General features: G+C 72.4%; 23 protein-coding genes. 10 read left to right on the forward strand and 13 right to left on the reverse strand.

The genetic code is table 11. The features are described 5' to 3' along the window. Window positions 1-40: 40 nt before the first annotated feature. On the reverse strand, window positions 41-643 hold the full coding sequence (locus tag ACQPYE_RS00645) for a macro domain-containing protein (RefSeq protein ID WP_498718553.1): 603 nt from the start codon (window positions 641-643) through the stop codon (window positions 41-43). Window positions 644-757: 114 nt separating this feature from the next. On the opposite strand from ACQPYE_RS00645, the gene pheA reads away from it, so the two are divergent. Together pheA and ACQPYE_RS00655 are read left to right on the forward strand one after the other, a co-directional pair. Then, entirely contained in the window at window positions 758-1651 is an 894-nt protein-coding gene (gene pheA, locus ACQPYE_RS00650; RefSeq protein ID WP_498718554.1) for a prephenate dehydratase, read from the forward strand. Next, window positions 1648-2313 (forward strand): histidine phosphatase family protein, encoded by a 666-nt coding sequence (locus tag ACQPYE_RS00655; RefSeq protein WP_498718555.1) that lies wholly within the window; start codon window positions 1648-1650, stop codon window positions 2311-2313. Before pheA ends, ACQPYE_RS00655 begins: the two co-directional genes overlap by 4 nt. 19 nt (window positions 2314-2332) lie before the next feature. Here the strand turns inward: ACQPYE_RS00655 and ACQPYE_RS00660 are convergent, their stop codons facing one another. Together ACQPYE_RS00660 and ACQPYE_RS00665 are read right to left on the reverse strand one after the other, a co-directional pair. Next, on the reverse strand, window positions 2333-2683 hold the full coding sequence (locus tag ACQPYE_RS00660) for a metallopeptidase family protein (RefSeq protein ID WP_498718556.1): 351 nt from the start codon (window positions 2681-2683) through the stop codon (window positions 2333-2335). Window positions 2684-2687: 4 nt separating this feature from the next. After that, entirely contained in the window at window positions 2688-3755 is a 1068-nt protein-coding gene (locus ACQPYE_RS00665) for a septum formation family protein (protein ID WP_498718557.1), read from the reverse strand. Window positions 3756-3875: 120 nt separating this feature from the next. Between ACQPYE_RS00665 and ACQPYE_RS00670 the strand changes: the two genes are divergently transcribed. The 3 genes from ACQPYE_RS00670 to ACQPYE_RS00680 all read left to right on the forward strand — a co-directional run bounded on the left by ACQPYE_RS00670 (window position 3876) and on the right by ACQPYE_RS00680 (window position 6264). Continuing rightward, a complete protein-coding gene (locus ACQPYE_RS00670) occupies window positions 3876-4553 on the forward strand; it encodes a hypothetical protein (protein ID WP_498718558.1) in 678 nt (225 codons plus the stop codon). Further along, complete coding sequence (locus tag ACQPYE_RS00675) at window positions 4554-5717, forward strand: glutathionylspermidine synthase family protein (RefSeq protein WP_498718559.1); 1164 nt, start codon at window positions 4554-4556, stop codon at window positions 5715-5717. A gap of 94 nt (window positions 5718-5811) precedes the next feature. Then, on the forward strand, window positions 5812-6264 hold the full coding sequence (locus ACQPYE_RS00680; protein WP_498718561.1) for a DUF350 domain-containing protein: 453 nt from the start codon (window positions 5812-5814) through the stop codon (window positions 6262-6264). A gap of 52 nt (window positions 6265-6316) precedes the next feature. Here ACQPYE_RS00680 and ACQPYE_RS00685 read toward each other — a convergent pair whose 3' ends face one another. Continuing rightward, on the reverse strand, window positions 6317-6934 hold the full coding sequence (locus tag ACQPYE_RS00685) for a DUF6891 domain-containing protein (protein WP_498718562.1): 618 nt from the start codon (window positions 6932-6934) through the stop codon (window positions 6317-6319). Between the two features lie 83 nt (window positions 6935-7017). On the opposite strand from ACQPYE_RS00685, the gene serS reads away from it, so the two are divergent. Beyond that, on the forward strand, window positions 7018-8268 hold the full coding sequence (gene serS / locus ACQPYE_RS00690; RefSeq protein ID WP_498718563.1) for a serine--tRNA ligase: 1251 nt from the start codon (window positions 7018-7020) through the stop codon (window positions 8266-8268). Here serS and ACQPYE_RS00695 read toward each other — a convergent pair. Beyond that, on the reverse strand, window positions 8255-9019 hold the full coding sequence (locus ACQPYE_RS00695; RefSeq protein ID WP_498718564.1) for a hypothetical protein: 765 nt from the start codon (window positions 9017-9019) through the stop codon (window positions 8255-8257). The two genes, serS and ACQPYE_RS00695, sit on opposite strands and share 14 nt — an antisense overlap. A 95-nt stretch (window positions 9020-9114) precedes the next feature. Between ACQPYE_RS00695 and ACQPYE_RS00700 the strand changes: the two genes are divergently transcribed. Together ACQPYE_RS00700 and ACQPYE_RS00705 are read left to right on the forward strand one after the other, a co-directional pair. Next, window positions 9115-9960, forward strand: a complete 846-nt coding sequence (locus ACQPYE_RS00700) for a DUF5753 domain-containing protein (RefSeq protein ID WP_498718565.1) — start codon at window positions 9115-9117, stop codon at window positions 9958-9960. Continuing rightward, on the forward strand, window positions 9957-10151 hold the full coding sequence (locus ACQPYE_RS00705; RefSeq protein ID WP_498718566.1) for a DUF397 domain-containing protein: 195 nt from the start codon (window positions 9957-9959) through the stop codon (window positions 10149-10151). The genes ACQPYE_RS00700 and ACQPYE_RS00705 overlap by 4 nt, the downstream gene beginning before the upstream one ends. On the opposite strand, the gene lhgO is transcribed toward ACQPYE_RS00705, so the two are convergent. After that, window positions 10138-11325: an L-2-hydroxyglutarate oxidase gene (gene lhgO / locus ACQPYE_RS00710; RefSeq protein WP_498718567.1), complete on the reverse strand. Its 1188-nt coding sequence runs from the start codon at window positions 11323-11325 to the stop codon at window positions 10138-10140. The genes ACQPYE_RS00705 and lhgO overlap by 14 nt on opposite strands. A gap of 11 nt (window positions 11326-11336) precedes the next feature. Continuing rightward, window positions 11337-12227 (reverse strand): LLM class flavin-dependent oxidoreductase, encoded by an 891-nt coding sequence (locus ACQPYE_RS00715; protein ID WP_498718568.1) that lies wholly within the window; start codon window positions 12225-12227, stop codon window positions 11337-11339. A 66-nt stretch (window positions 12228-12293) separates the two neighbouring features. Here ACQPYE_RS00715 and ACQPYE_RS00720 point away from each other — a divergent pair, with 66 nt between their 5' ends. Both ACQPYE_RS00720 and ACQPYE_RS00725 read left to right on the forward strand, forming a co-directional pair. After that, the gene (locus tag ACQPYE_RS00720; RefSeq protein ID WP_498718569.1) at window positions 12294-13112 is read left to right on the forward strand and encodes an HAD family hydrolase; all 819 of its coding nucleotides are present in this window, start codon (window positions 12294-12296) and stop codon (window positions 13110-13112) included. 42 nt (window positions 13113-13154) lie between these two features. Continuing rightward, the gene (locus ACQPYE_RS00725) at window positions 13155-14090 is read left to right on the forward strand and encodes an NAD-dependent epimerase/dehydratase family protein (protein WP_498718570.1); all 936 of its coding nucleotides are present in this window, start codon (window positions 13155-13157) and stop codon (window positions 14088-14090) included. A gap of 79 nt (window positions 14091-14169) precedes the next feature. Here ACQPYE_RS00725 and ACQPYE_RS00730 read toward each other — a convergent pair whose 3' ends face one another. Genes ACQPYE_RS00730 through ACQPYE_RS00755 form a run of 6 tightly spaced genes read right to left on the reverse strand, consistent with a single transcriptional unit; the run spans window position 14170 to window position 19671 of the window. Further along, a complete protein-coding gene (locus tag ACQPYE_RS00730) occupies window positions 14170-14724 on the reverse strand; it encodes an acyltransferase (protein ID WP_498723095.1) in 555 nt (184 codons plus the stop codon). Between the two features lie 5 nt (window positions 14725-14729). Beyond that, complete coding sequence (locus tag ACQPYE_RS00735) at window positions 14730-15845, reverse strand: DegT/DnrJ/EryC1/StrS family aminotransferase (protein WP_498718571.1); 1116 nt, start codon at window positions 15843-15845, stop codon at window positions 14730-14732. A gap of 4 nt (window positions 15846-15849) precedes the next feature. Further along, window positions 15850-16557: a NeuD/PglB/VioB family sugar acetyltransferase gene (locus tag ACQPYE_RS00740; protein ID WP_498718572.1), complete on the reverse strand. Its 708-nt coding sequence runs from the start codon at window positions 16555-16557 to the stop codon at window positions 15850-15852. Continuing rightward, a complete protein-coding gene (locus ACQPYE_RS00745; RefSeq protein WP_498718573.1) occupies window positions 16554-17687 on the reverse strand; it encodes a DegT/DnrJ/EryC1/StrS family aminotransferase in 1134 nt (377 codons plus the stop codon). Before ACQPYE_RS00745 ends, ACQPYE_RS00740 begins: the two co-directional genes overlap by 4 nt. Next, window positions 17684-18646, reverse strand: coding sequence for an SDR family NAD(P)-dependent oxidoreductase (locus tag ACQPYE_RS00750; RefSeq protein WP_498718574.1), 963 nt, complete (start codon window positions 18644-18646; stop codon window positions 17684-17686). Before ACQPYE_RS00750 ends, ACQPYE_RS00745 begins: the two co-directional genes overlap by 4 nt. Then, window positions 18646-19671 (reverse strand): Gfo/Idh/MocA family protein, encoded by a 1026-nt coding sequence (locus tag ACQPYE_RS00755; RefSeq protein WP_498718576.1) that lies wholly within the window; start codon window positions 19669-19671, stop codon window positions 18646-18648. Before ACQPYE_RS00755 ends, ACQPYE_RS00750 begins: the two co-directional genes overlap by 1 nt. Window positions 19672-19692 lie beyond the last annotated feature (21 nt).

The raw sequence follows: 19692 nt of genomic DNA on the forward strand, positions 1-19692 counted from the left end.
CCGGGCCGGTTGTCCACAGGTTGTGCACAGCCAGGCCGCGTCACCTGCTGGGCAGTGGGCTGAACACCTCGTCCCACGCGGCCGCGACCTGCCGCGCGCAGGTGGCGGGCGCGACGCCGCCGACGCCCGTGCCGAGACCGGGCATGGCGATCGTGCGCACGACCGCGCGCAACGGGCGGCCGTCGTCCAACCGGCCGCCCAGCCACAGCCGCAGCACGGCGCGCGCGGCCAGGTACGGGTGCACGGTGTCCTCGGGCAGCAGCTCACCGGGCTGCCGCATGGTCGGCGCGCTGATCAGCCACTCGGGCTCGGGCTCGCCGGTCGGCACGACCAGCGCCTCGCCCACCGGCAGCTCGCCGCCATGCAAGCCGAGCACGGCACTGCGCACGTTGCCCTCCACCAGCGGGAACGCACGCGCGTAGACCGCGTCGATGCCTCCGCGCATCCAGCCGGAGGAGTTGGCCGGGCTCACCACGGCCTCGGCGACGATGTCGAGCACCGAGCCCCGGTGCACCTCGACGCCACTGCGGCCCCGGGCCACCGCGAGCCAGGCGCGGGCCAGCGGTTCGTCGACGGCGCACAACACCAGACGGGGAACTGCTACCGGAGCGTTGATCTCACCCTCCGTATCGGCGGCGGACACATCACCAGCATTCCAGGACAACCCGTTGCTGCGGAACGGGGGCGGGCACCCACCAGGCAGGTGATCCTCGCCTCAACAACAGCTACTGGACGTGGTCCTCGTATCGTTGCGGCCGTGCTCGCCTACTTCGGACCGCAGGGAACCTTCACCGAGCAGGCCGCACGCGGCTTCGCCTCTCCGCAGCAGGAGCTGGTGCCGTTCGAGACGGTGCCCGCCGCCCTGGCCGCCACCCGGCGCGGGGAAACCCGGTCGGCGTGCGTGCCGGTGGAGAACTCCGTCGAGGGCGCGGTGCCCGCGACGATGGACGCGCTGACCGAGGGCGAGCCGCTGGTCGCGGTCGCCGAGGCGGTGCTGCCGGTGCGGTTCAGCGTGCTGGTGCGGCCCGGCGGCGAGCCCGTGCGCACGGTCGCCAGCCACCCGCACGCGCTGGCCCAGGTCCGGCACTGGCTCGCCGAGCACCTGCCGGGCGCCCAGGCGGTCGCCACGACGTCCACCGCCGCCGCGGCGCGCGCCGTGCTCAACCGCGAGTTCGACGCCGCCGTGAGCGCCCCGGTGGCCGTGCGGCACTACCCGCTGGAGGTGCTGGCCACCGACGTGGCCGACGTGCGGGACGCGAAGACCCGGTTCCTGCTCCTCCGCCCGCCCGGCGAGCTGCCGGAGCCGACCGGCCACGACCGCACGTCGGTCGTCTGCACGGCGGCGGACCGGATCGGCGCGCTGTCGGAGCTGCTGGCCGAGCTGGCGCTGCGCGGCATCAACCTGACCCGCATCGAGTCCCGGCCGACCAAGGGCCGGCTGGGCGAGTACCGGTTCTACATCGACTTCGACGGCCACGTGGCCGAGCCGAGGGTGGGCGACGCGCTGGCCGCGCTGCACCGGCACTGCCCGAGCACCCGGTTCCTCGGCTCGTACCCGAAGGCCGAGCCGGGCGGCGCGGTGGCGGGCAACGAGGAGTTCGTGGCGGCGGCCGACTGGGTCGACGCGGTCCGGAGGGGGCAGGGCGCGTGAGGTTGATCCTGGTCAGGCACGGCGAGACGGCGTCGAACGTGAAGATGGCGCTGGACTCGCTGCCACCCGGTCCGCCGCTGACCGAGGCGGGACGGGCCCAGGCCGCCGCGTTGGCCGAGCAGTTGGCCGCCGAGCCCGTGACGGCCGTGTACGCGAGCACGGCGGTGCGCGCGCAGGAGACCGCGGCGCCCGTGGCGGCGGCGTTCGGCCTGGACGTCGAGGTCGTGGACGGCGTGCAGGAGATCTTCTGCGGCGACCTCGAAGGGCGGCACGACCGCGAGGCGTTCGAGACGTTCATCGCCACGGTGAAGCAGTGGGCCGAGGGCGACCTGGACGTGCCGCTGCCCGGCGGCGAGAGCGGTCGCCAGGCCATCGACCGCTACCTGGCCGCGGTGGACGGGATCACCGCCAAGCACCGCGACGACGACACGGTGGTGCTGGTCAGCCACGGCGCGGTGCTGCGGATGGGCGTGCTCGCGCTGGCCCGCAACGTGGGCCCCGCGCTGGTCGAGGCGGGCCTGCTGCCCAACACCGGCCGGGTCGTGCTGGAACGCGACCACGACGGCGACGGCTGGCGCTGCACGTCGTGGACCGGCGTGGACGTGGACGAGGACCGGCCGGTCGAGGGCCGGCCGGTCGAGGGCCGACCCGCTGAGAGCTGACCGGCCGAGAGCCCTCGGATCAGCCCCAGCCCAGCTCGTGCAGCTTGGCGTCGTCGATGCCGAAGTGGTGCGCGATCTCGTGGACCACGGTGACGACGACCTGTTCCACCACGTCGTCCTCGGTGCGGCAGATGTCCAGGATCGCCTCGCGGTAGATGTAGATCCGGTCGGGCAGGACGCCGCCGTAGTCGCTGGTCCGCCTGGTCAGCGCGATGCCGTGGTAGAGCCCGAGCAGGCTCGGCACGTCCGGGCTGCGGTCCTCGACCAGCACCACGACGTTGTTCATCGCCGCCGCGAAGTCCGGCGGGATGAGGTCGAGGGCTTCACCGACTAACTCCTCGAACCGCTGACGGGTCATCTCCACCGGCATGTCGTCACCTCGACGTCGTAGTGGTCGTGGCTGTCGCGCTCGTCTCGTCCGACTTCGGCGGCTTGGAACCCGACGAGGGCGGCGCGGCGGAGCTGGAGTTGGACTGGGAGTGCAGCGGCGCGCCGGTCGGCTCGTCCTGCTGCACGGCGGTCGTCTGCGGCGGGTTGGACGTGGTCAGCGGCGGTGCGTCCGGGTTGCGGACGCTGCCCTCCCACGCGATCAGGGCGTTGTCCGCGGGCGTCGCGCCGACCTTGCAGTTCACCAGCCGGGAACCGGCCGCCCAGCTCTCCGGCCGCCGGTTGTCCCAGGTGACGATCAGACCGCGGGCCTTGAGGTCGGCGCCCCCGGTGTACTCGGCGGTGAGCTCGTTGCACTTGCCGAACAGCAGGTCGTCCTGCTGTCCGGGCGGCGGGAACTCGCCGGGCGGCATGGTCACCACACCGGTGATCTCGAACGTGTGCGGCTTCGCGCAGTCGATCGGGTCGGCGACGGACCCGGTCTCGGTGATGCCCAGGCAGACACCCGGGTCGTAGACGTCGGACTGGTCCTGGGCGCGCGCCGTGCCGTAGGACGGGAGCAGCCCGCCCGCCGGACCGGCCACCTGGAGGCCGCAGCGCAGCGTCCGCTGCCCCTCGGCCCACAGCCGCTCGCCGGGGTTGAGGGGGCCGACCGTGTACTTGCCGAACGGGTCGAACTTGCCGCCGAGGTAGTCCAGCGACGTCTTCGCGCACTGCTCCTGGCTGATCTGCTGCCACTGCGCGTCGTCCGGGAACACCGCCTGCGGCCCGTGAGCGGCGGAGATGTCCGCCACACCGGTAACCTCGAACAGGTGCTGGGCGGCGCAGTCGACCTTCTCGACGTCGGACAGGTCCTGCTTGGTCCAGTTCAGGCAGTCACCAGCCTGAGCTGCCATGACGGGGTTCACCTTGGTCGTGGTCGGGCTGCCGGGCCCGTCCGCGCCCACGGGCCACCCGGTCAGCGTGCTCGACGCCAGCAGCACGAACGCGCCCGCCGACGCGCCGAGCATGACCAAGTGGTCACCTCGACGAAACCAGCGCGTGGTGGCGGACATCTACTCCATGATGCCTGTGTAGGCCGTGCAACCGTTCGGGCGGGTGGGGAGTGTTGCTTTTGGGACACTCGTCACCCATTCGGCGGCCGATCTCTGTACCGTCCCCGCCGGGAGTGGCTGATGACTGAGAACGAGAACACCGGTAGCGCCGCGACGCCCGGCCAGGGTGGGCCGAGCGGAGCGGACCGACCGAGCGGACCGGCGACGCCGGGGCCGGGTAGCGGTGGCGCGTCGCCGCCGCCCTACGTGCCCCCGACGCCGCAAGGACCGCCGCAGGGTGGCCGCGGCCAGATCCGCAGCCAGGAGGCGGGCCAGACCAAGCCACGGCCGCCGACACTGGCCGAGCAGCGCGCCCGCGCCGCGGCGATCGAGCAGCAGCGTGAGCAGCAGCTCGCCGTCGAGGCCGAGGGCGCGCGCCGCAAGAAGCTGCGCAAGCGCCTGCTCATCGGCGGCGGCGTGGCCGTCGGCGTGGCCGGCGTGGTGGCGATCTGGTACGCCGCGTCCAGCCCCGACGACGTGGTCGCCCAGTGCGTCAAGGACGACGTGGTGGTCGAGGACCAGTACTGCGACGAGAGCTACGCCACGTCCCACGGCGGCTACTACAGCGGTGGGTTCATCTACATCGGCGGCAGCTCGTACCGCTACAACTACGGCGCCCCGAGCGCCCCCGTCGGTCAGAAGATCAGCGGCGGCAGCTACACCATGCCCAAGGGCGCGAACATCTCCACCAAGTCGGGCACGGTCGTGCAGCGCGGTGGGTTCGGCGTGTCCGGCGGCAGCAAGAGCGGGGGCAGCTGAGTGCGTCGGGAGTCCTCCACCCCCCGGCCGAACTGGCAGCGGACCGTCTCCGAGCAGGGGCTGGTGTTCGGCGCGCCGGCGCGGGCCGCGGACGGCAGCCCGCGCCCGTACTGGGACGAGTCGGCGCACTACGTCTTCGACATGAGCGACGTGCTGTCGCTCGAAGCCGACGTCGAGCTGCTGCACAACATGTGCCTGGAAGCCGTCGACAACGTGGTGCTCACCGAGCGCTACCGGGACTTCGGCATCAACGAGTGGCTGTGGCCCGCCATCGCCGAGTCGTGGAAGCGCCGCGACCCGCACGTGTACGGGCGGTTCGACCTGCGCTACGACGGCGGCGGGCCGGCCAAGCTGCTGGAGTACAACGCCGACACGCCCACGTCGCTGCTGGAGGCGTCGGTCGTCCAGTGGAACTGGAAGACCGACGTCTACCCCGAGGACGACCAGTGGAACTCCCTGCACGAGAAGCTGGTCGAGCGCTGGGCCGAGATCGGCAGCCGGCTGCCGTCCAACGAGCTGCACTTCACCTGGTCGGGCGCGGACCCCTCGGGTGAGGACCACGTCACCGTGGCCTACCTCCAGGAGACCGCCGCCGAGGCGGGCATGGACACCGTCGGGCTCGCGATCGAGGAGATCGGCTGGGACGCGCTGCTCAAGCGGTTCGTCGACCTCGAGGACGCGCCGATGGGCACGGTCGTGAAGCTCTACCCGTGGGAGTGGGTGGTCGACGAGCAGTTCGGCCGCTACGCGGTGGAGAGCCTGCCCGGCACCCTGTGGGTCGAGCCGCTGTGGAAGATGCTGCTGTCCAACAAGGCGCTGCTGGCCGTGCTGTGGGAGATGTACCCGGGCCACCCGAACCTGCTGCCCGCGTTCCTGGACGACCCCGGCCTGCTCACCGAGTACGTGCGCAAGCCGCGGCTGGGCCGCGAGGGGCAGAACATCCAGATCGTCGCCCCCGGCTACGAGACCCAGACCGGCGGGGTCTACGGCAAGGAGGGCTTCGTCTACCAGCTGTTCGACCCGCTGCCCGAGTTCGACGGCTACCGGCCGGCGCTCGGCGCGTGGGTCGTCGGCGACGCGGCGGCGGGCCTGGGCATCCGGGAGACCGTCGGCCTGGTCACCGACGACGGTGCGGCGTTCGTGCCGCACAGGATCGTCGAATGAGCCGCTCCCCCGTCCCCGGAAACGCACCACACCCGTCGTCACCGGCTCCTTCGCCGACGGCACAACCGATCAACCTGCACACCACGGAGGGTCAGTGATCTCCCAACTCGCGTTGGACCCCGGCTTCGGGTCCAGCATCGGCACCGGTGTCGGTGCGATCGCGCTCTACGCGATCGTCGGCCTGGTGCTGATGGTCGTCGGCTTCTACGCCATCGACTGGACCACCCCCGGCAAGCTGAGCGCCCTGGTGCGCAACGGCGCCCCGAACGCGGTGATCGTCACCTCCGCCGGCCTGGTGAGCATGGCGCTGATCGTGGTCGTCGCGATCTACAGCGCGGCGGGCAAGCTGGACGAGGGGCTGCTGTCGGCCCTGATCTTCGGCTTCGTCGGCATCGTCGTCCAGGTCCTCGCGGTCCGGCTGCTGGAGTGGGTGACCAGGCTCGACATCGGCTCGCTGATCGAGTCCGACCGCTTCGCGCCGGCCAGCGTCGTGGTCGCGGCGGCGCACGTCGCCCTCGGCCTCGTGGTCGCCGTCGCGATCTCGTAGCACCGGCCCGCGAGGGGGGCGCGCCCGGTCGGGCACGCCCCCTTCGTGCCGCTCAGGCCACCGGCAGCCGCTTCTGCCAGGGCATCGGCCCGACCTGGATCCGGGTGCGCGCCGATCCGTTCCACTCCACGGGCAGGCCGCTCGCGGTGAGCGCGGCGACCACCTCCCGGCCCACCGCCTCGTCGGCCGCCGCGTGGTCGACGGGTTCGAGGCCGGCCGGGTCGCCGAACGAGCCGTAGGCGAGCCACACGCCGCCGCCCGCCACGGCGCTCTCGGTGTCCTGCCGGTGGAAGAACACGTACCCGCGCGCGCCCTCGCCCGCCTCGTCGCCGATCTCGGCGTGCCCGCACGTCTGGCAGCACGTGAAGTCGGCGCGGGCCACGATCCCGCCCCGGTCGAGCGCGTCGAACGCCGCGAACAGCCGGTCCACGCCGGTGCTCTCCGGCCACCCCTCCTGCTCGGCGGCCCGCTCCCGCCACACCCGCTCCACCAGCGCCCGCGCGGCCACCGGGGTGAGCGGGTGCTCTTCCCCCTCGAAGTGCTCGGCCACGTCCTCGACCGCGTCGTCCAGCGACGTGAAGCCGCCGTGCACCACACCTCGCGCGTACTCCTCGACCTCCGCCACCACGTCCGCGGGCAGGTCGGGCTCGTCGTTCGTTCGTTCCACCACGCGGGCATCCTGCCCGAGGGGTCCGACACTTCCGGCGCGGTGGCGATCGAAAGGACTTCCACCCGGGTACTACCCTTCCCGGTGTGATTGACCTGAAGGCACTGCGCGAGAACCCGGAAGCCGTCCGCGCGTCGCAACGCGCGCGTGGCGAGGACGAGACCGTGGTCGACGCGCTGCTGTCCGCCGACGAGCGCCGCCGGGCCGCCATCGCCCGCGCCGACGCGCTGCGCGGCGAGCAGAAGACGTTCGGCAAGCAGGTCGGCCGGGCCAGGGGCGAGGAGCGCGACGCGCTGCTGGCCAAGGGCAAGGAGCTGGCCGCCGAGGTCAAGGCCGCCGAGGCGGAGCAGTCCGCCACCGAGGCGGAGCTGACCGAGCTGCACCGCGCCGTGCCGAACGTGGTCCACCCCGACGCGCCCGAGGGCGGCGAGGACGACTACGTCGTGCTCAGGCACGTCGGCGAGAAGCGCGAGTTCGACTTCGACCCGGTCGACCACCTCGACCTCGGCGTGCGGCTCGGCGCGATCGACATGGAACGCGGCGCGAAGGTGTCCGGCTCGCGCTTCTACTTCCTGACGGGCGTGGGCGCGCAGCTGGAGCTGGCGCTGCTGAACATGGCCGTCGCCCAGGCCACCGCGGCCGGGTTCAAGCTGATGATCACGCCGACGCTGGTGCGCCCGGAGATCATGGCCGGCACCGGGTTCCTCGGCGCGCACGCGAGCGAGATCTACCGCCTCGAAGCCGACGACCTGTACCTCGTCGGCACGTCGGAGGTGCCGCTCGCGGGGTACCACGCGGACGAGATCCTGGACGGCCCGAAGCGGTACGCGGGCTGGTCGTCGTGCTACCGGCGCGAAGCCGGTTCGTACGGCAAGGACACCCGCGGCATCATCCGCGTGCACCAGTTCAACAAGGTCGAGATGTTCTCCTACGTCAAGCCGGAGGACGCCGAGGCCGAGCACGCCAGGCTGCTGGCGTGGGAGGAGGAGATGCTGGCGAAGATCGAGGTCCCGTACCGGGTCATCGACACGGCCGCCGGCGACCTCGGCACGTCGGCCGCGCGCAAGTTCGACTGCGAGGCGTGGATCCCGACCCAGCAGGCGTACCGGGAGCTGACCTCGACCTCGAACTGCACCACGTTCCAGGCCCGGCGGCTCAACGTGCGCTACCGGGACGAGAACGGCAAGCCGCAGATCGCCGCCACGCTCAACGGCACGCTGGCCACCACGCGGTGGATCGTCGCGATCCTGGAGAACCACCAGCAGGCGGATGGCTCGGTCGTCGTGCCGCAGGCGCTGCGCCCGTTCCTGGGTCTGGACGTGCTCACGCCCAGCTGAGCTGCCCGAACTCGCCACCCACGGGCACCGACTCCGGCACATCGCCGCCGGAGTCGAGTGCCTCCAGCAGGCGCAGCACCTCCAGCGCCGCGTCGTCGTCACCGAACTCGCCCAGCGCGGCCTCCAACAGCGCTCGGGCCTCGGTAGGACGGCCCTCGGCCCACCGGACGCACGCCAGCAGCACCCAGCACCCCCCGCGCGCGAGCCGGACGGCCTGGTCGCCTGCCTGGTCGCGGTACAGCGCCACCGCGCGGGTCAACCGCGCGCCGGCCCGGTCGAGGTCACCGGCCTCGATCGCGAGCACGGCCAGCTCCCGCAACGCCCACGCCACCCCCGCCCGGTCGCCGTGGTCGTACTGCCACTCCACCACCTCGGCCAGGCAGGCGGTGACGCCGTCCTCCTCGCCGAGCGCCCGCTGGACGCTCGCCAACACGTCCAACGCGCCCACGTGCGCCGTCAGCGACTCGGCGCTCGGGTCCGCCTGGCACCGCGCCCGCCGCACGCCGACCTCCCGCTTGGCCAACTCCTCGGCGGCGGGCAGCCGGCCGCGCTCCGCGCTGGTCACGGCCGCGCAGCGCAGCACCTCGGCCGCCGAGTCGGCCAGCGGGAACCGGTCCGCGAACTCCAGCGTCGTCTCCCGCAACCGCGCCAGGTCCGGCGTCTCCGACCACAGGTGCAGCAACAACGTCGCCGCGTTCTCCACCGCGCCCCTCGCCATGCACGACCGCACGCCCTTCATCACCCTGTCCATCGCCACACAGTACCGTTTGCGCGACGCGAAACTGCGTTTACCAATTGGGTGAACCCGAACTAGGTTCGACTACGGAGAGTCGCTAAGGTGATCGAATGGCGGTAGGCACCACGCGCGGCAAGCGGAAGCTCGGCGCCCTCATGGAGGGCTACCTCGCGCAATCCGGGATCAAGGCCGACAAGGTCATCAAAGAGGTGCGCACCTCGCGTTCGACCTGGAACCGCATGATCGCCGGGGAGGCGCGGCCGAGATGGGCGACCTTCATCGCCATCCTCGCGGTCATGAAGGTCGGCGACGAGGACCGCGAGCGCGCCGTAGCGCTGTGGGAGGTGGCCGACGACGAGGCCGCTCCGATCGAGCACGCGGCCTTGCTGCCCAAGAGCTACCTGCGGTTTCGCCGCGACGAGACCGAGGCCGTGACCGAGCGGTCCGTGGACGTCGTGCTGATCCCCGGGATGCTCCAGACCGCCGAGTACGCGGGGGCCTTGGCGATGGGGAACCAGGTCCTGCTACCCGGTGAGAACTGGGAGGAGCGGGCCGCGCCGGAACGCCGCAACCGGCAGGAGTTGCTGCGCAGGGAGCCCCACCCGCTCGTCCTGCACGCGCTGATCGACGAAGCCGCGCTGCGTCGGGAGATCGGTGGCCCCGAGGTCATGCGCGCCCAGTGGGACCACCTGCTCTCCACCGCCCGGTTGCCGAACGTGACGATCCAGGTCATCCGGAACGGTGCCGGCGCGTACGGCGCGCTCTCCGGCAACATGATCATCCTCGATTTCGCCGACGACCTCGGGTCGGTCTACGTGGAGAACCTCATCGGGGGCAACTCGGTGGAAGATGAGGACGGGGTCGCCAAACTGCGGGCGGTGTGGGATGACACCGCTGCCCGCGCGCTGTCGACCGATGAGTCGATCGAGTTCGTCCGAGCGATGAGGGGATCATGAAGAAGCGAGTGACCCGTGATGGGCGGGTGTTCGTCACTTCGAGCGCCAGCAACACCGCCAACGCGTGCGTCGGGGTGTCGGTGGAGGCGGCCCGCGCCGGGGTCCTGGACACCAAGAACCCCGGCGGCGATGTGCTGGAGTTCAGCCGGGCCGCGTTCACGTCGTTCCTGAGCGCGCTCAGGACCAGCTGAGCTCGACCTGGCCGGCGACGTGCCCGCCGATCTCCAAGGCCGACGTCGCGGCGGGTGAGGGTGCGTTGAGCACGTGCACCTGCCGCGGCGCGGTGTCGATGAGGAAGTCGTCCACCAACGACCCGTCGGCCCGCATCGCCTGCGCCCGCACGCCCGCCGACGAGCGCACCAGGTCGTCCTCGCCGATCGCGGGCACCAGGCGGGCCAGGCTGCGGGCGAAGCGCTTGCGCGACAACGACCGCAGGACCTCTTCCACGCCGGTCCGGGCGAAGGTGCGCGCCAGCCGCCAGGTGCCGGGGAACCGGGCGACGTCGAGCAGGTCGGAGGGGGAGATGTCGCGCCAGCGGTAGCCCTCGCGGCGCAGGGCGAGGACGGCGTTCGGGCCCGCGTGGACGCTGCCGTCCAGCATCCGGGTCAGGTGCACGCCCAGGAACGGCAGGGCCGGGTCCGGCACCGGGTAGATCAGGCCGCGCACCAGGTGCCGGCGGTCGTGCCGCAGCTCGTAGTACTCGCCCCGGAACGGGACGATGGCGGCCGAGGGCGTCACGCCCGCCAGCTTGGCCACCCGGTCGCTGTGCAGGCCGGCGCAGTTCACCAGGGCGTCCGCCCGGATCACCCCGCGCGTCGTGGCCACCTCGACGCCACCGCCGCTGAGCGCCCGGCGGATGGCCAGGGCAGGGGTGTGCAGGCGCAGGTCCTGGCCGTTCAGCTCGCGGACCATGGCCTCGCACACGGCGGGGAAGTCGATGATGCCCGTGCTCTCCACCCGCAGCGCGGCCACGGTCGCGACCTCGGGCTCATACTCGCGGGCCTCGTCGACGCCGATGCGCTTGGCGGGCACGCCGTTGGCCTCGGCCCGGGCCGCCAGCGCCTCCAGGCGGGGGATCTCGTCCGCCGAGGTGGCGACGACGAGCTTGCCGCACACCTCCACCGGCACGCCGTGCTCACGCGCGTAGGCGACGATCGAGGCGTTGCCCGCCACCGACATCCGCGCCTTCAACGACCCCGGCTTGTAGTACAGGCCCGCGTGCACCACGTTGCTGTTGTGCCCGGTCTGGTGCGCCGCCCACCGCGGCTCCTTCTCCAGCACCACCACGTCGTGCCCGCGCCGGACCAACTCCCGCGCGGTCGCGAGGCCTACGATTCCGCCACCGATCACCACAACTCGTCGCACGGGCCGGAACGCTAGCCGACCAGTTCGGGCAGCACGTCGGCGGCGACCCGTTCCAGCACGGCCTCGCTGCCCGCGTACACGCCGTCGGCCCGGGGCCAGTGCACGACCAGGTCGGTGAACCCCAGCTCACGCGCCCGCCCGGCCACCTCGCGGAAGTGCTCCACGCTGGTCAGCGAGTACACCGGGCAGGAGTCGGCGTTGAGGTGGAAGTCGATCGACTCCTTGGCCCGCCCGATCCCGGCCAGCACCTCGCGGAACCGCGCCGCCATCGCGGTGACGCCGTCCCACCAGGCCGTCTCGTCGTCGGTCTCCGGACCGGTGGTGACCCAGCCCGTCCCGTACTGCGCGGCGACCGCCATCGCCTTCGGCCCGTTGGCCGCGACCACGAACGGCAGCCTCGGCCGCTGCACGCAGCCCGGCGCGCCGCGGGCGTCGCGGATCTCGTAGTAGTCACCGCTGAACGTGGTCCGCTCCTGCGCCAGGAGCAGGTCCAGCGCGGCCACGAACTCCTCGAACCGGCCCTGCCTGCTGCGCCCGCCCCGCTTGGCGTCCAGCGCCGTGTCGCCCATCACCTCGGTGTCGTACCCCGCGCCACCGGCGCCGACGCCGAGCGTGAAGCGGCCGTCGGAGAGGTCGTCGAGGGCGAGCAGGTCCCGGGCGAACGGCACCGGGTGGCGGAAGTTGGGGGACGCGACCAGCGTGCCGAGCCGGATCGTGGACGTGGCCGCTGCCGCCGCCGCCAGCGTCGGAACGGCGCCGAACCACGGCCCGTCCACCAGCGAGCGCCAGCCCATGTGGTCGTAGGTCCAGGCGTGGTGGAACCCGTACTCCTCGGCGGCCTTCCACTTGTGTTCGGCCATCCACCAGCGGTGTTCGGGCAGGATCACAATCCCAGTGCGCACCGGTCGACGGTATCCGAGTCCGCTTCCCTGGAGTGCACCCTGTCGCGGGGAGGGCACCATGTGGGGGTGCAGAGACCTTCCCTTGTGGCATCCGACGTCGACGGCACCCTGCTCACGCCCCTGGGCCGGGTCAGCCCGCGCACGGCGGGCATGGTCGGCCGGGTGCTGGCGGCCGACGTCCCGTTCGTGCTGGCCACCGGCCGCCCGCCCCGCTGGGTGCCGGACGTGGCCGCGGCGGCGGGCCTGTCCGGTTACGCCGTGTGCTCCAACGGCGCGGTGCTCTACGACATCGGCGCGGACCGCGTCGTCACGGCCGAGCTGCTCACGCCCCGGCAGCTGACCGACCTGGCCGCCGTGCTGGACGAGGCGCTGCCCGGCTGCGCCCTGGCCTCGGAACGGGTCGGCGAGTCCGCCCGCGGCTCCGCCGACCCCGAGTTCATCGCCGACGAGCACTACCTGCACCCGTGGGACGAGGGCGGGCAGCCGCTGCCCGGTCACCAGCGGGCGCAACTGCTCGGCAAGCCGGCGGTGAAACTGCTGGTCAGGCACTCCACGATGGCCTCGGACGAGATGGCGCGGGCGGCCGGGCCGCTGGTCGGCGACTCGGTGGCGATGACCTGGTCGACCAATGAGGGCCTGCTGGAGTTCGCCGCGCCCGGCGTGACGAAGGCGTCCGGGTTGGCCGCCGTCGCCGAACGGCTCGGCGTGGCCGCGAGCGGCGTGCTGGCGTTCGGCGACATGCCCAACGACGTGCCCATGCTCACGTGGGCGGGCCACGGCGTGGCCATGGCCAACGCGCACCAGGACGCCCTGGACGCCGCTGACGAGGTCACTGCGGCCAACTCCGAGGACGGGGTGGCGCTGGTGCTGGAGAGGTGGTTCTAGGCTGCCCGTGAGACTCCCCGAACCCACCCTGGAGAGACACCCGTGCGCGCACTCGTGACCGGCGGTGCCGGCTTCATCGGTTCTACCCTGGTCGACAGGCTCCTGAGGGACGGGCACGAGGTGCACGTCGTCGACGACCTGAGCCGGGGCAAGCGCACCGCGCCCGTCGACCCGGCCCACGCCGACCGGTACTCGTTCTCGCGGGTCGACATCACCTCGCCGGAGCTCGCCGACGTGGTGGCCTCGTTCGGCCCCGAGGTGGTCTACCACCTGGCCGCGCAGATCGACGTGCGCGTGTCCGTGGCCGACCCGCTGCTCGACGCGAACAAGAACGTGCTCGGCACGGTGAACCTGGCCGAGGCGGCCCGCCGCGCGGGCGTGCGCAAGGTGCTGTTCGCCTCGTCCGGCGGTTCGATCTACGGCACGCCCGACGTGCTGCCGGTCGCCGAGTCGACCCCGATCAACCCCAAGTCGCCCTACGCGGCGTCCAAGGTGTCCGGCGAGGTGTACCTGAACACCTACCGCCAGCTGTACGGCCTGGAGTGCACGCACCTGGCGCTGGCCAACGTCTACGGGCCCCGGCAGGACCCGCACGGCGAGGCGGGCGTGGTGGCCATCTTCGCGTCCGCGCTGCTCGCGGGCCGTCCGACGAAGGTGTTCGGCGACGGCGGCAACACCCGCGACTACGTGTTCGTGGAGGACGTCGTGTCGGCGTTCGTCGCGGCCTCCGGCGAGGCGGGCGGCGGTCGTCGGTACAACATCGGCACCGCGCACCAGGTGTCCGACCGGGAGCTGCACACCCTCGTCGCGCGGGCGGCGGGGGTGGCCGACGAGCCCGAGTTCGCGCCGGCCCGGCTCGGCGACCTGCGCGCGTCGGCCATCGACCCGTCGCTCGCGCGGGCGGAGCTGGGCTGGAAGCCCGAGGTGGACATCGCCACCGGCGTGCGGCTGACCGTGGACTACTTCCGCGACGCCTGACGCGGAGAGCGGCCGGCCGGTGACGAGGAGTTCCCCGTCACCGGCCGGCCGTCGTCGTTCCCGACTACCGCTCCACCCACTACCGCTTCGCCACGAGCCCGTCGCCGTCCGGCACGTGCTCCGTCCCGCACGAGGGGCAGCGCAGGTCGTCGTCGAGCCGGGTCGCGCACCGGCACACCCAGCCCTTCCGCCTGGCCGGGTTGCCCACCACGAACGCGTGCGCCGGCACGTCGCGGGCCACCACCGAGCCCGCGCCGACGAACGCGTTGCGCCCGATCGTCGTGCCGCACACCACGACCACGCCCGCGCCCAGGGTGGCGCCCTCGCGCACCAGGGTGGGCAGCAGCTGGTCGCCGCCGAGCTTCTGGTGCGCCCGCGGGCGCATGTCGTTGGTGAACACCGCGTTCGGCCCGAGGAAGACGTTGTCCTCGCAGGTCACGCCGTTGTAGACGAGCACGTTGTTCTTGACCGTGACGTTGTCGCCGAGCACCGCTTCGTTCTCGACGAACGCGCCGTCGCAGATGTTGCAGTCCTTGCCGACCTTCGCGCCCTTGAGCACGTGCGCGAAGGCCCACACGCGGGTGCCCGCGCCGACGGTGTCGCTCTCGCACAGGCCCATCGGGTGGACGAACACCCCGGTCAACGGACTGCTCCGGCCAGGACCTCGACCACCCGCTCCTGCTGCGCGCGGGTGAGGCCGGGGTACATCGGCAGGCTCAGGATCTCGTCCGCGACCCGCTCCGCGTGGGGGAACGAGCCGACGCCGTGCGCGTCGGAGGCGAACGGCGCGGCCAGGTGGATGGGCGTCGGGTAGTGGATCGCGGCGCCCACCCCGTCGTCCTGGAGGTGCTTGAGCACCCGGTCCCGCTCGGCGACCCGGACCACGTACAGGTGCCACACGTGGTCGTTGCCGTCCAGCGTCTTCGGCGGCACCACGCCCGGCACGCCCGCCAGCAGCTCGCCGTAGTACTCGGCGGCGGCGACCCGCAGCGCGTTCCACGCCTCCAGCCGGCGCAGCTTGGCGTGCAGCACCACGGCCTGGAGCGTGTCCAGCCGGCTGTTGAAGCCCAGCGTGCTGTGCACGTACTTCTGCTGCGAGCCGTGCTGGCTCAGCAGCCGGACCCGGTTGGCCAGCTCCTCGTCCTGCGTGGTCACCGCGCCCGCGTCGCCGTAGGCGCCGAGGTTCTTGCCCGGGTAGAAGCTGGTGCCGGCCAGGTGGCCGAGCGAGCCGGACACCGCGCCGTTGCGCCGCGCGCCCTGCGACTGGGCCGCGTCCTCGACCAGGAACACGCCCTGCTCGTCGCACGCCGCCTTCAGCTCCTCGACCGGCGCCATCTGGCCGTAGAGGTGGACCGGCAGCACCGCCTTGGTGCGCTCGGTGAACGCCGACAGGGCCGCCTTGGTGTCGATCAGGTAGGTGTCCGGGTCGCAGTCCACGAACACCGGCGTCGCGCCCGTGCGGGCCACGGCCTCGGCGGTCGCGATGAACGAGTTCGTCGGCACGACGCACTCGTCGCCGACACCCACGCCGACGGCGCGCAGCGCCAGCTCCAGCGCGTCGGTGCCGTTCGCCACGCCGACGCAGTGCGCGACCTGGCTGTACTCGGCGTACGCCCGCTCGAACTCGCCGACGGCGGGACCGCCGACGAACGCCGTCCTGGCCAGCACCGCGGCCCAGCCCTCGGCGACCTCCTCGGCCACCTCGGCGTGCTGGAACTTCAGGTCGACGGGGGGGATCGGGGCCGGGATCGTCATCTGCTCATCCTCGTGAGATCGCTTCACCAGCAGCGTTGGTCCTGCTGGGCTTGGTCTGGTCGAGCGCGCGCAGGCGCCGGGCGGGTGTGCCCGCCCACACTTCGAAGGGCGGCACGTCGGAGAGCACCACCGCGCCCATGCCGACGAGGGCGCTGGCGCCGATGGAGAGACCTTCCCGGACCAGCGCGCCGCTGCCCAGGTAGGCCGCCTCGCCCACGGTCACGGCGCCGGCCAGGGCGACCCGGGCGGCGAACGTGACGTGGTCGGCGATCGCGTCGTCGTGGGTGATGGTGACGTGCGGCATGACCACCACGTGCGCCCCGATCACCTGCGGCGCGGTCACCGCGACGAACGCGAGCAGCACCGAGCCGGCGCCGATCTCGACGCCCGGCGCGACGCTCGCCCACGGGTGCACCACGGTGGCGTAGCGCTCGGCGGGCAGGTCGAGCCGCGCGGCGATCTGCCGGCGGCTCGCCTGGTTGCGGGTGCTGGCCGTGCAGATCAGGACGTGGGCGTCGGGGTGGTCGGCGACGGCCGCCGACGGGCCGAGCACGGGCACGCCGTCGATCACCTCGCCGTGCCGCGCCGCGTTGTCGTCCAGCAGGCCGAGCACGGACCAGCGCGGCTCGACGGCGTTGACCGCGGCGATCGCGGCCAACGCCTCCCGGGCCAGTCCGCCCGCGCCGACGAGCAGCAGCGGAGCAGCGGTCACTTCGCCCCTCGGAGCACCGCGTCGAGCGCGCCGACGACGGTGTCCTGCTCGGCCTCGGTCATCTGGTGGAACAGCGGCAGGATCACCGAACGCCTGGTCAGGTGCTCGGTGACGGGCAGCTCGACGTCCCGCTGGTCGGCGTAGGCCGGTTCCAGGTGCGAGGCCATGATGCCCCGCCGGGCCGACACGCCCCGCTCGGCCAGGCCCGCCAGCACGTCCACCGAGGTGCCCTCGAACGCGTCCGGCAGCACCACCCAGAACGACTGGTAGTTGGTGGTGCCGTACGCCGGGTCGCCGACGCAGCGCAGGCCGTCCAGCTCGCCGAGCAGCTTGTGGTAGCGCCCGGCCAGCTCGCGCCGCTTGGCGATCACGTCGGGCAGCTTGCGCAGCTGGATCAGGCCCACCGCGGCCTGCATGTCGGTCATCCGGAAGTTGAAGCCGACCTCTTCGTACTGCTCCAGCTTCACGCCGCCGGCCGCGTGGCGGTCCGCGGCGGACATGCTCATGCCGTGCTCGCGCAGCTTGCGCAGCCGGGCCGCCCACTCGGCGTTCTCGGTGGTGACCATGCCGCCCTCACCGGTGGTGAGCAGCTTGCGCGGGTGGAACGACCAGGCGGCGAGCCCGGCGCCGGAGCTGACCGGCTTGCCGCGGTAGGTGGAGCCCGCCGCGCACGCCGAGTCGTGCACCAGCGCGATGCCGCGCTCGTCGCACAGCGCCTGCACCGAGTCGACGTCGAACGGCACGCCGCCCTGGTGCACCGCGATCACGGCGACCGTGCGCGGCGTGACCACCGCGTCCACGGTCGCCGCGGTGACGTTGCCGGTCTCCGCGTCGACGTCGGCGAAGACCGGGGTCGCGCCCACGTACTTCACCGCGTTCGCGGTCGCGATGAACGAGAACGACGGCACGACGACCTCGTCGCCGGGGCCGACGCCGAGCAGGTGCATCGACAGGTGCAGGCCGGTGGTGCAGTTCGACACCGCCACGCCGTGCCCGGCGCCCGCCGACTCGGCGAACGCCTGCTCGAACGCGGCGACCCGCGGTCCCTGGGCCACCCAGCCGGAGCGGACGACCTCGGCCGCGGCCAGGGCCTCCTCCTCGCCGAGGAACGGCCTGATCACCGGGATCATCGCTGCGCCTTCCACCAGGTCACCAGGTCCGCCAGGCCCTCGTCCAGCGAGATGGTCGGCTTCCAGCCGAGCTCGCGCTCGGCCGCGCCGATGTCGGCCAGCCGGCGGGTGACCGAGTTCACCGAGCGGGCCGGGCCGAACTCCAGCGGCACCGTGGACCCCATCACCCGCTGGAGGGCCTCGGCCAGCTCCAGCAGCGAGGTCTCGGTCGCGGACGCGATGTTGTAGACGGTGTCGGTGACCTCCGCCTGCGCGGCCAGGATGTTGGCGCGGGCGATGTCGCGCACGTCCACGAAGTCCATCGTCGCCAGGCCGTCGCCCAGGATCAGCGGCGGCTCACCGGCCTCGATCTTCTCCATCCACCGGATCAGCACCTCGGTGTACTTGCCGTGCGCGTCCATGCGCGGGCCGTACACGTTGAAGTAGCGCAGCGCCACGTAGTCGAGGTCGCTCATCGCCTTGAAGCTGCGCAGCATGCCCTCGTTGAACGCCTTGGCGGCGCCGTAGAACGTGTCGTTGTTGTACGGGTGGTGACGCTCCGTGGTCGGGAACTCCTCGGCCAGCCCGTACACCGACGCCGTGGACGACGCGATGACCTTCTTCACACCCGCCTCGACGGAGGCCTCGATGATGTTGAAGGTGCCGTCGACCAGCACCTCCAGCGCCACTCGGGGCTCGGCGGCGCAGCGGGTGATGCGCAGCGCGGCGAGGTGGAACACCAGGTCCGCGCCCGCGATCGTCTGCTTGACGAGGGGGATGTCGCGGATGTCGCCCTCGACGAGCTTGACCTTGTCCGGCGCCGCGGCCAGGGCGTCGGCCAGGTTCTCCACCCGGCCTCGGCTCAGGTCGTCGATCACCACGACCTCGCGCGCGCCCGCGGCCAACAACTGGTCGACGACGTGCGAGCCGATCGTGCCCGCGCCACCCGTCACCACGGCCCGCTGGTCGGTCAAATCCATCAGAGAGATCCTCCGTTCACGTCCGTCAGCGGCACGAACGTGCCACCGGCGGCAAGGCTGGCCGACGCGGCCTCCAACTGGGCCAGCACCCGCAGGCCCGAGCGCCCGTCGGTCAGCGGCGCCCGCTTCTCGATGATCGACGCGGCGAACTCCGCCATTACTCCGCGCAGCGCCTCGCCGCCCGGCAGGGCCGGCGCGACCATGTCGCCGATGCGGTAGGAGACGCGCACGCTCTCGTCGTCGGGCCGCTCGATGCCGCGGTCGTAGACGGCCAGCGGCTGCGTCGGGTCGAGGTCGTTCCACACGGCCGTGCGGTTGGAGCCGCCGACGATCATCGAGCGGATCTTGGTGGGGGACAGCCAGTTCACGTGCGCGTGCGCGATGGAGCCGTTGGACAGCCGCACCGACATGTACGCCACGCAGGCGCGACCGACGCCCGCCGGGTCCGACCCGTGCGCCGCGACGGCCACCGGGTGCACGTCGTCGGGCAGGATCGAGTCGAGGATCGACAGGTCGTGGGGCGCGAGGTCCCACAGCACGTCGATGTCGGGCTGCACCAGGCCCAGGTTGATGCGCACCGAGTCGATGTACTGGATGTCGCCCAGCTCACCACCGCGCACCAGCTCGCGCAGCCTGCGCACCACCGGCGTGTAGCAGAACGTGTGGTCGAGCATGAGGGTCAGGCCGCGCTCCTCGGCGGCCGTGACCAGCTTCAACCCGTCCGCGTAGGACGAGGCCAGCGGCTTCTCGACCAGCACGTGCTTGCCGGCCTCCAGCGCGGCGAGCGCGACCGGCAGGTGGGTGGCCGCCGGGGTGGCCACCGCCACCGCCTCGACCTCCGGGTCGGCGAGCACCTCGTCGAGGGATGACGTCACCCGCACGGTGCTGTACCGGCCCAGGACGTTGCGCGCGCGCTCGACGTCGAGGTCGCACAAGGTCACGAGCCGCAGTTCAGGGGTCGCCTGGACGTTGCGCACCAGGTTCGGCCCCCAGTAACCGGCACCGATGACGGCCACACCAACCATCGAAATCCTCTCCGAGTTCTG

This window comes from Actinosynnema sp. CA-299493 (assembly GCF_050946825.1).
Lineage (GTDB): Bacteria > Actinomycetota > Actinomycetes > Mycobacteriales > Pseudonocardiaceae > Actinosynnema.

Excerpts from the sequence above, each read along its gene's own strand:
- ACQPYE_RS00660 (WP_498718556.1), bottom strand. The coding sequence starts at position 2,683 with ATGCCGGTGGAGATGACCCGTCAGCGGTTCGAGGAGTTAGTCGGTGAA.
- ACQPYE_RS00665 (WP_498718557.1), bottom strand. The coding sequence starts at position 3,755 with ATGTCCGCCACCACGCGCTGGTTTCGTCGAGGTGACCACTTGGTCATG.
- ACQPYE_RS00670 (WP_498718558.1), top strand. The coding sequence starts at position 3,876 with ATGACTGAGAACGAGAACACCGGTAGCGCCGCGACGCCCGGCCAGGGT.
- ACQPYE_RS00695 (WP_498718564.1), bottom strand. The coding sequence starts at position 9,019 with ATGGACAGGGTGATGAAGGGCGTGCGGTCGTGCATGGCGAGGGGCGCG.
- ACQPYE_RS00700 (WP_498718565.1), top strand. The coding sequence starts at position 9,115 with ATGGCGGTAGGCACCACGCGCGGCAAGCGGAAGCTCGGCGCCCTCATG.
- ACQPYE_RS00705 (WP_498718566.1), top strand. The coding sequence starts at position 9,957 with ATGAAGAAGCGAGTGACCCGTGATGGGCGGGTGTTCGTCACTTCGAGC.
- ACQPYE_RS00735 (WP_498718571.1), bottom strand. The coding sequence starts at position 15,845 with ATGACGATCCCGGCCCCGATCCCCCCCGTCGACCTGAAGTTCCAGCAC.
- ACQPYE_RS00745 (WP_498718573.1), bottom strand. The coding sequence starts at position 17,687 with ATGATCCCGGTGATCAGGCCGTTCCTCGGCGAGGAGGAGGCCCTGGCC.
- ACQPYE_RS00750 (WP_498718574.1), bottom strand. The coding sequence starts at position 18,646 with ATGGATTTGACCGACCAGCGGGCCGTGGTGACGGGTGGCGCGGGCACG.
- ACQPYE_RS00755 (WP_498718576.1), bottom strand. The coding sequence starts at position 19,671 with ATGGTTGGTGTGGCCGTCATCGGTGCCGGTTACTGGGGGCCGAACCTG.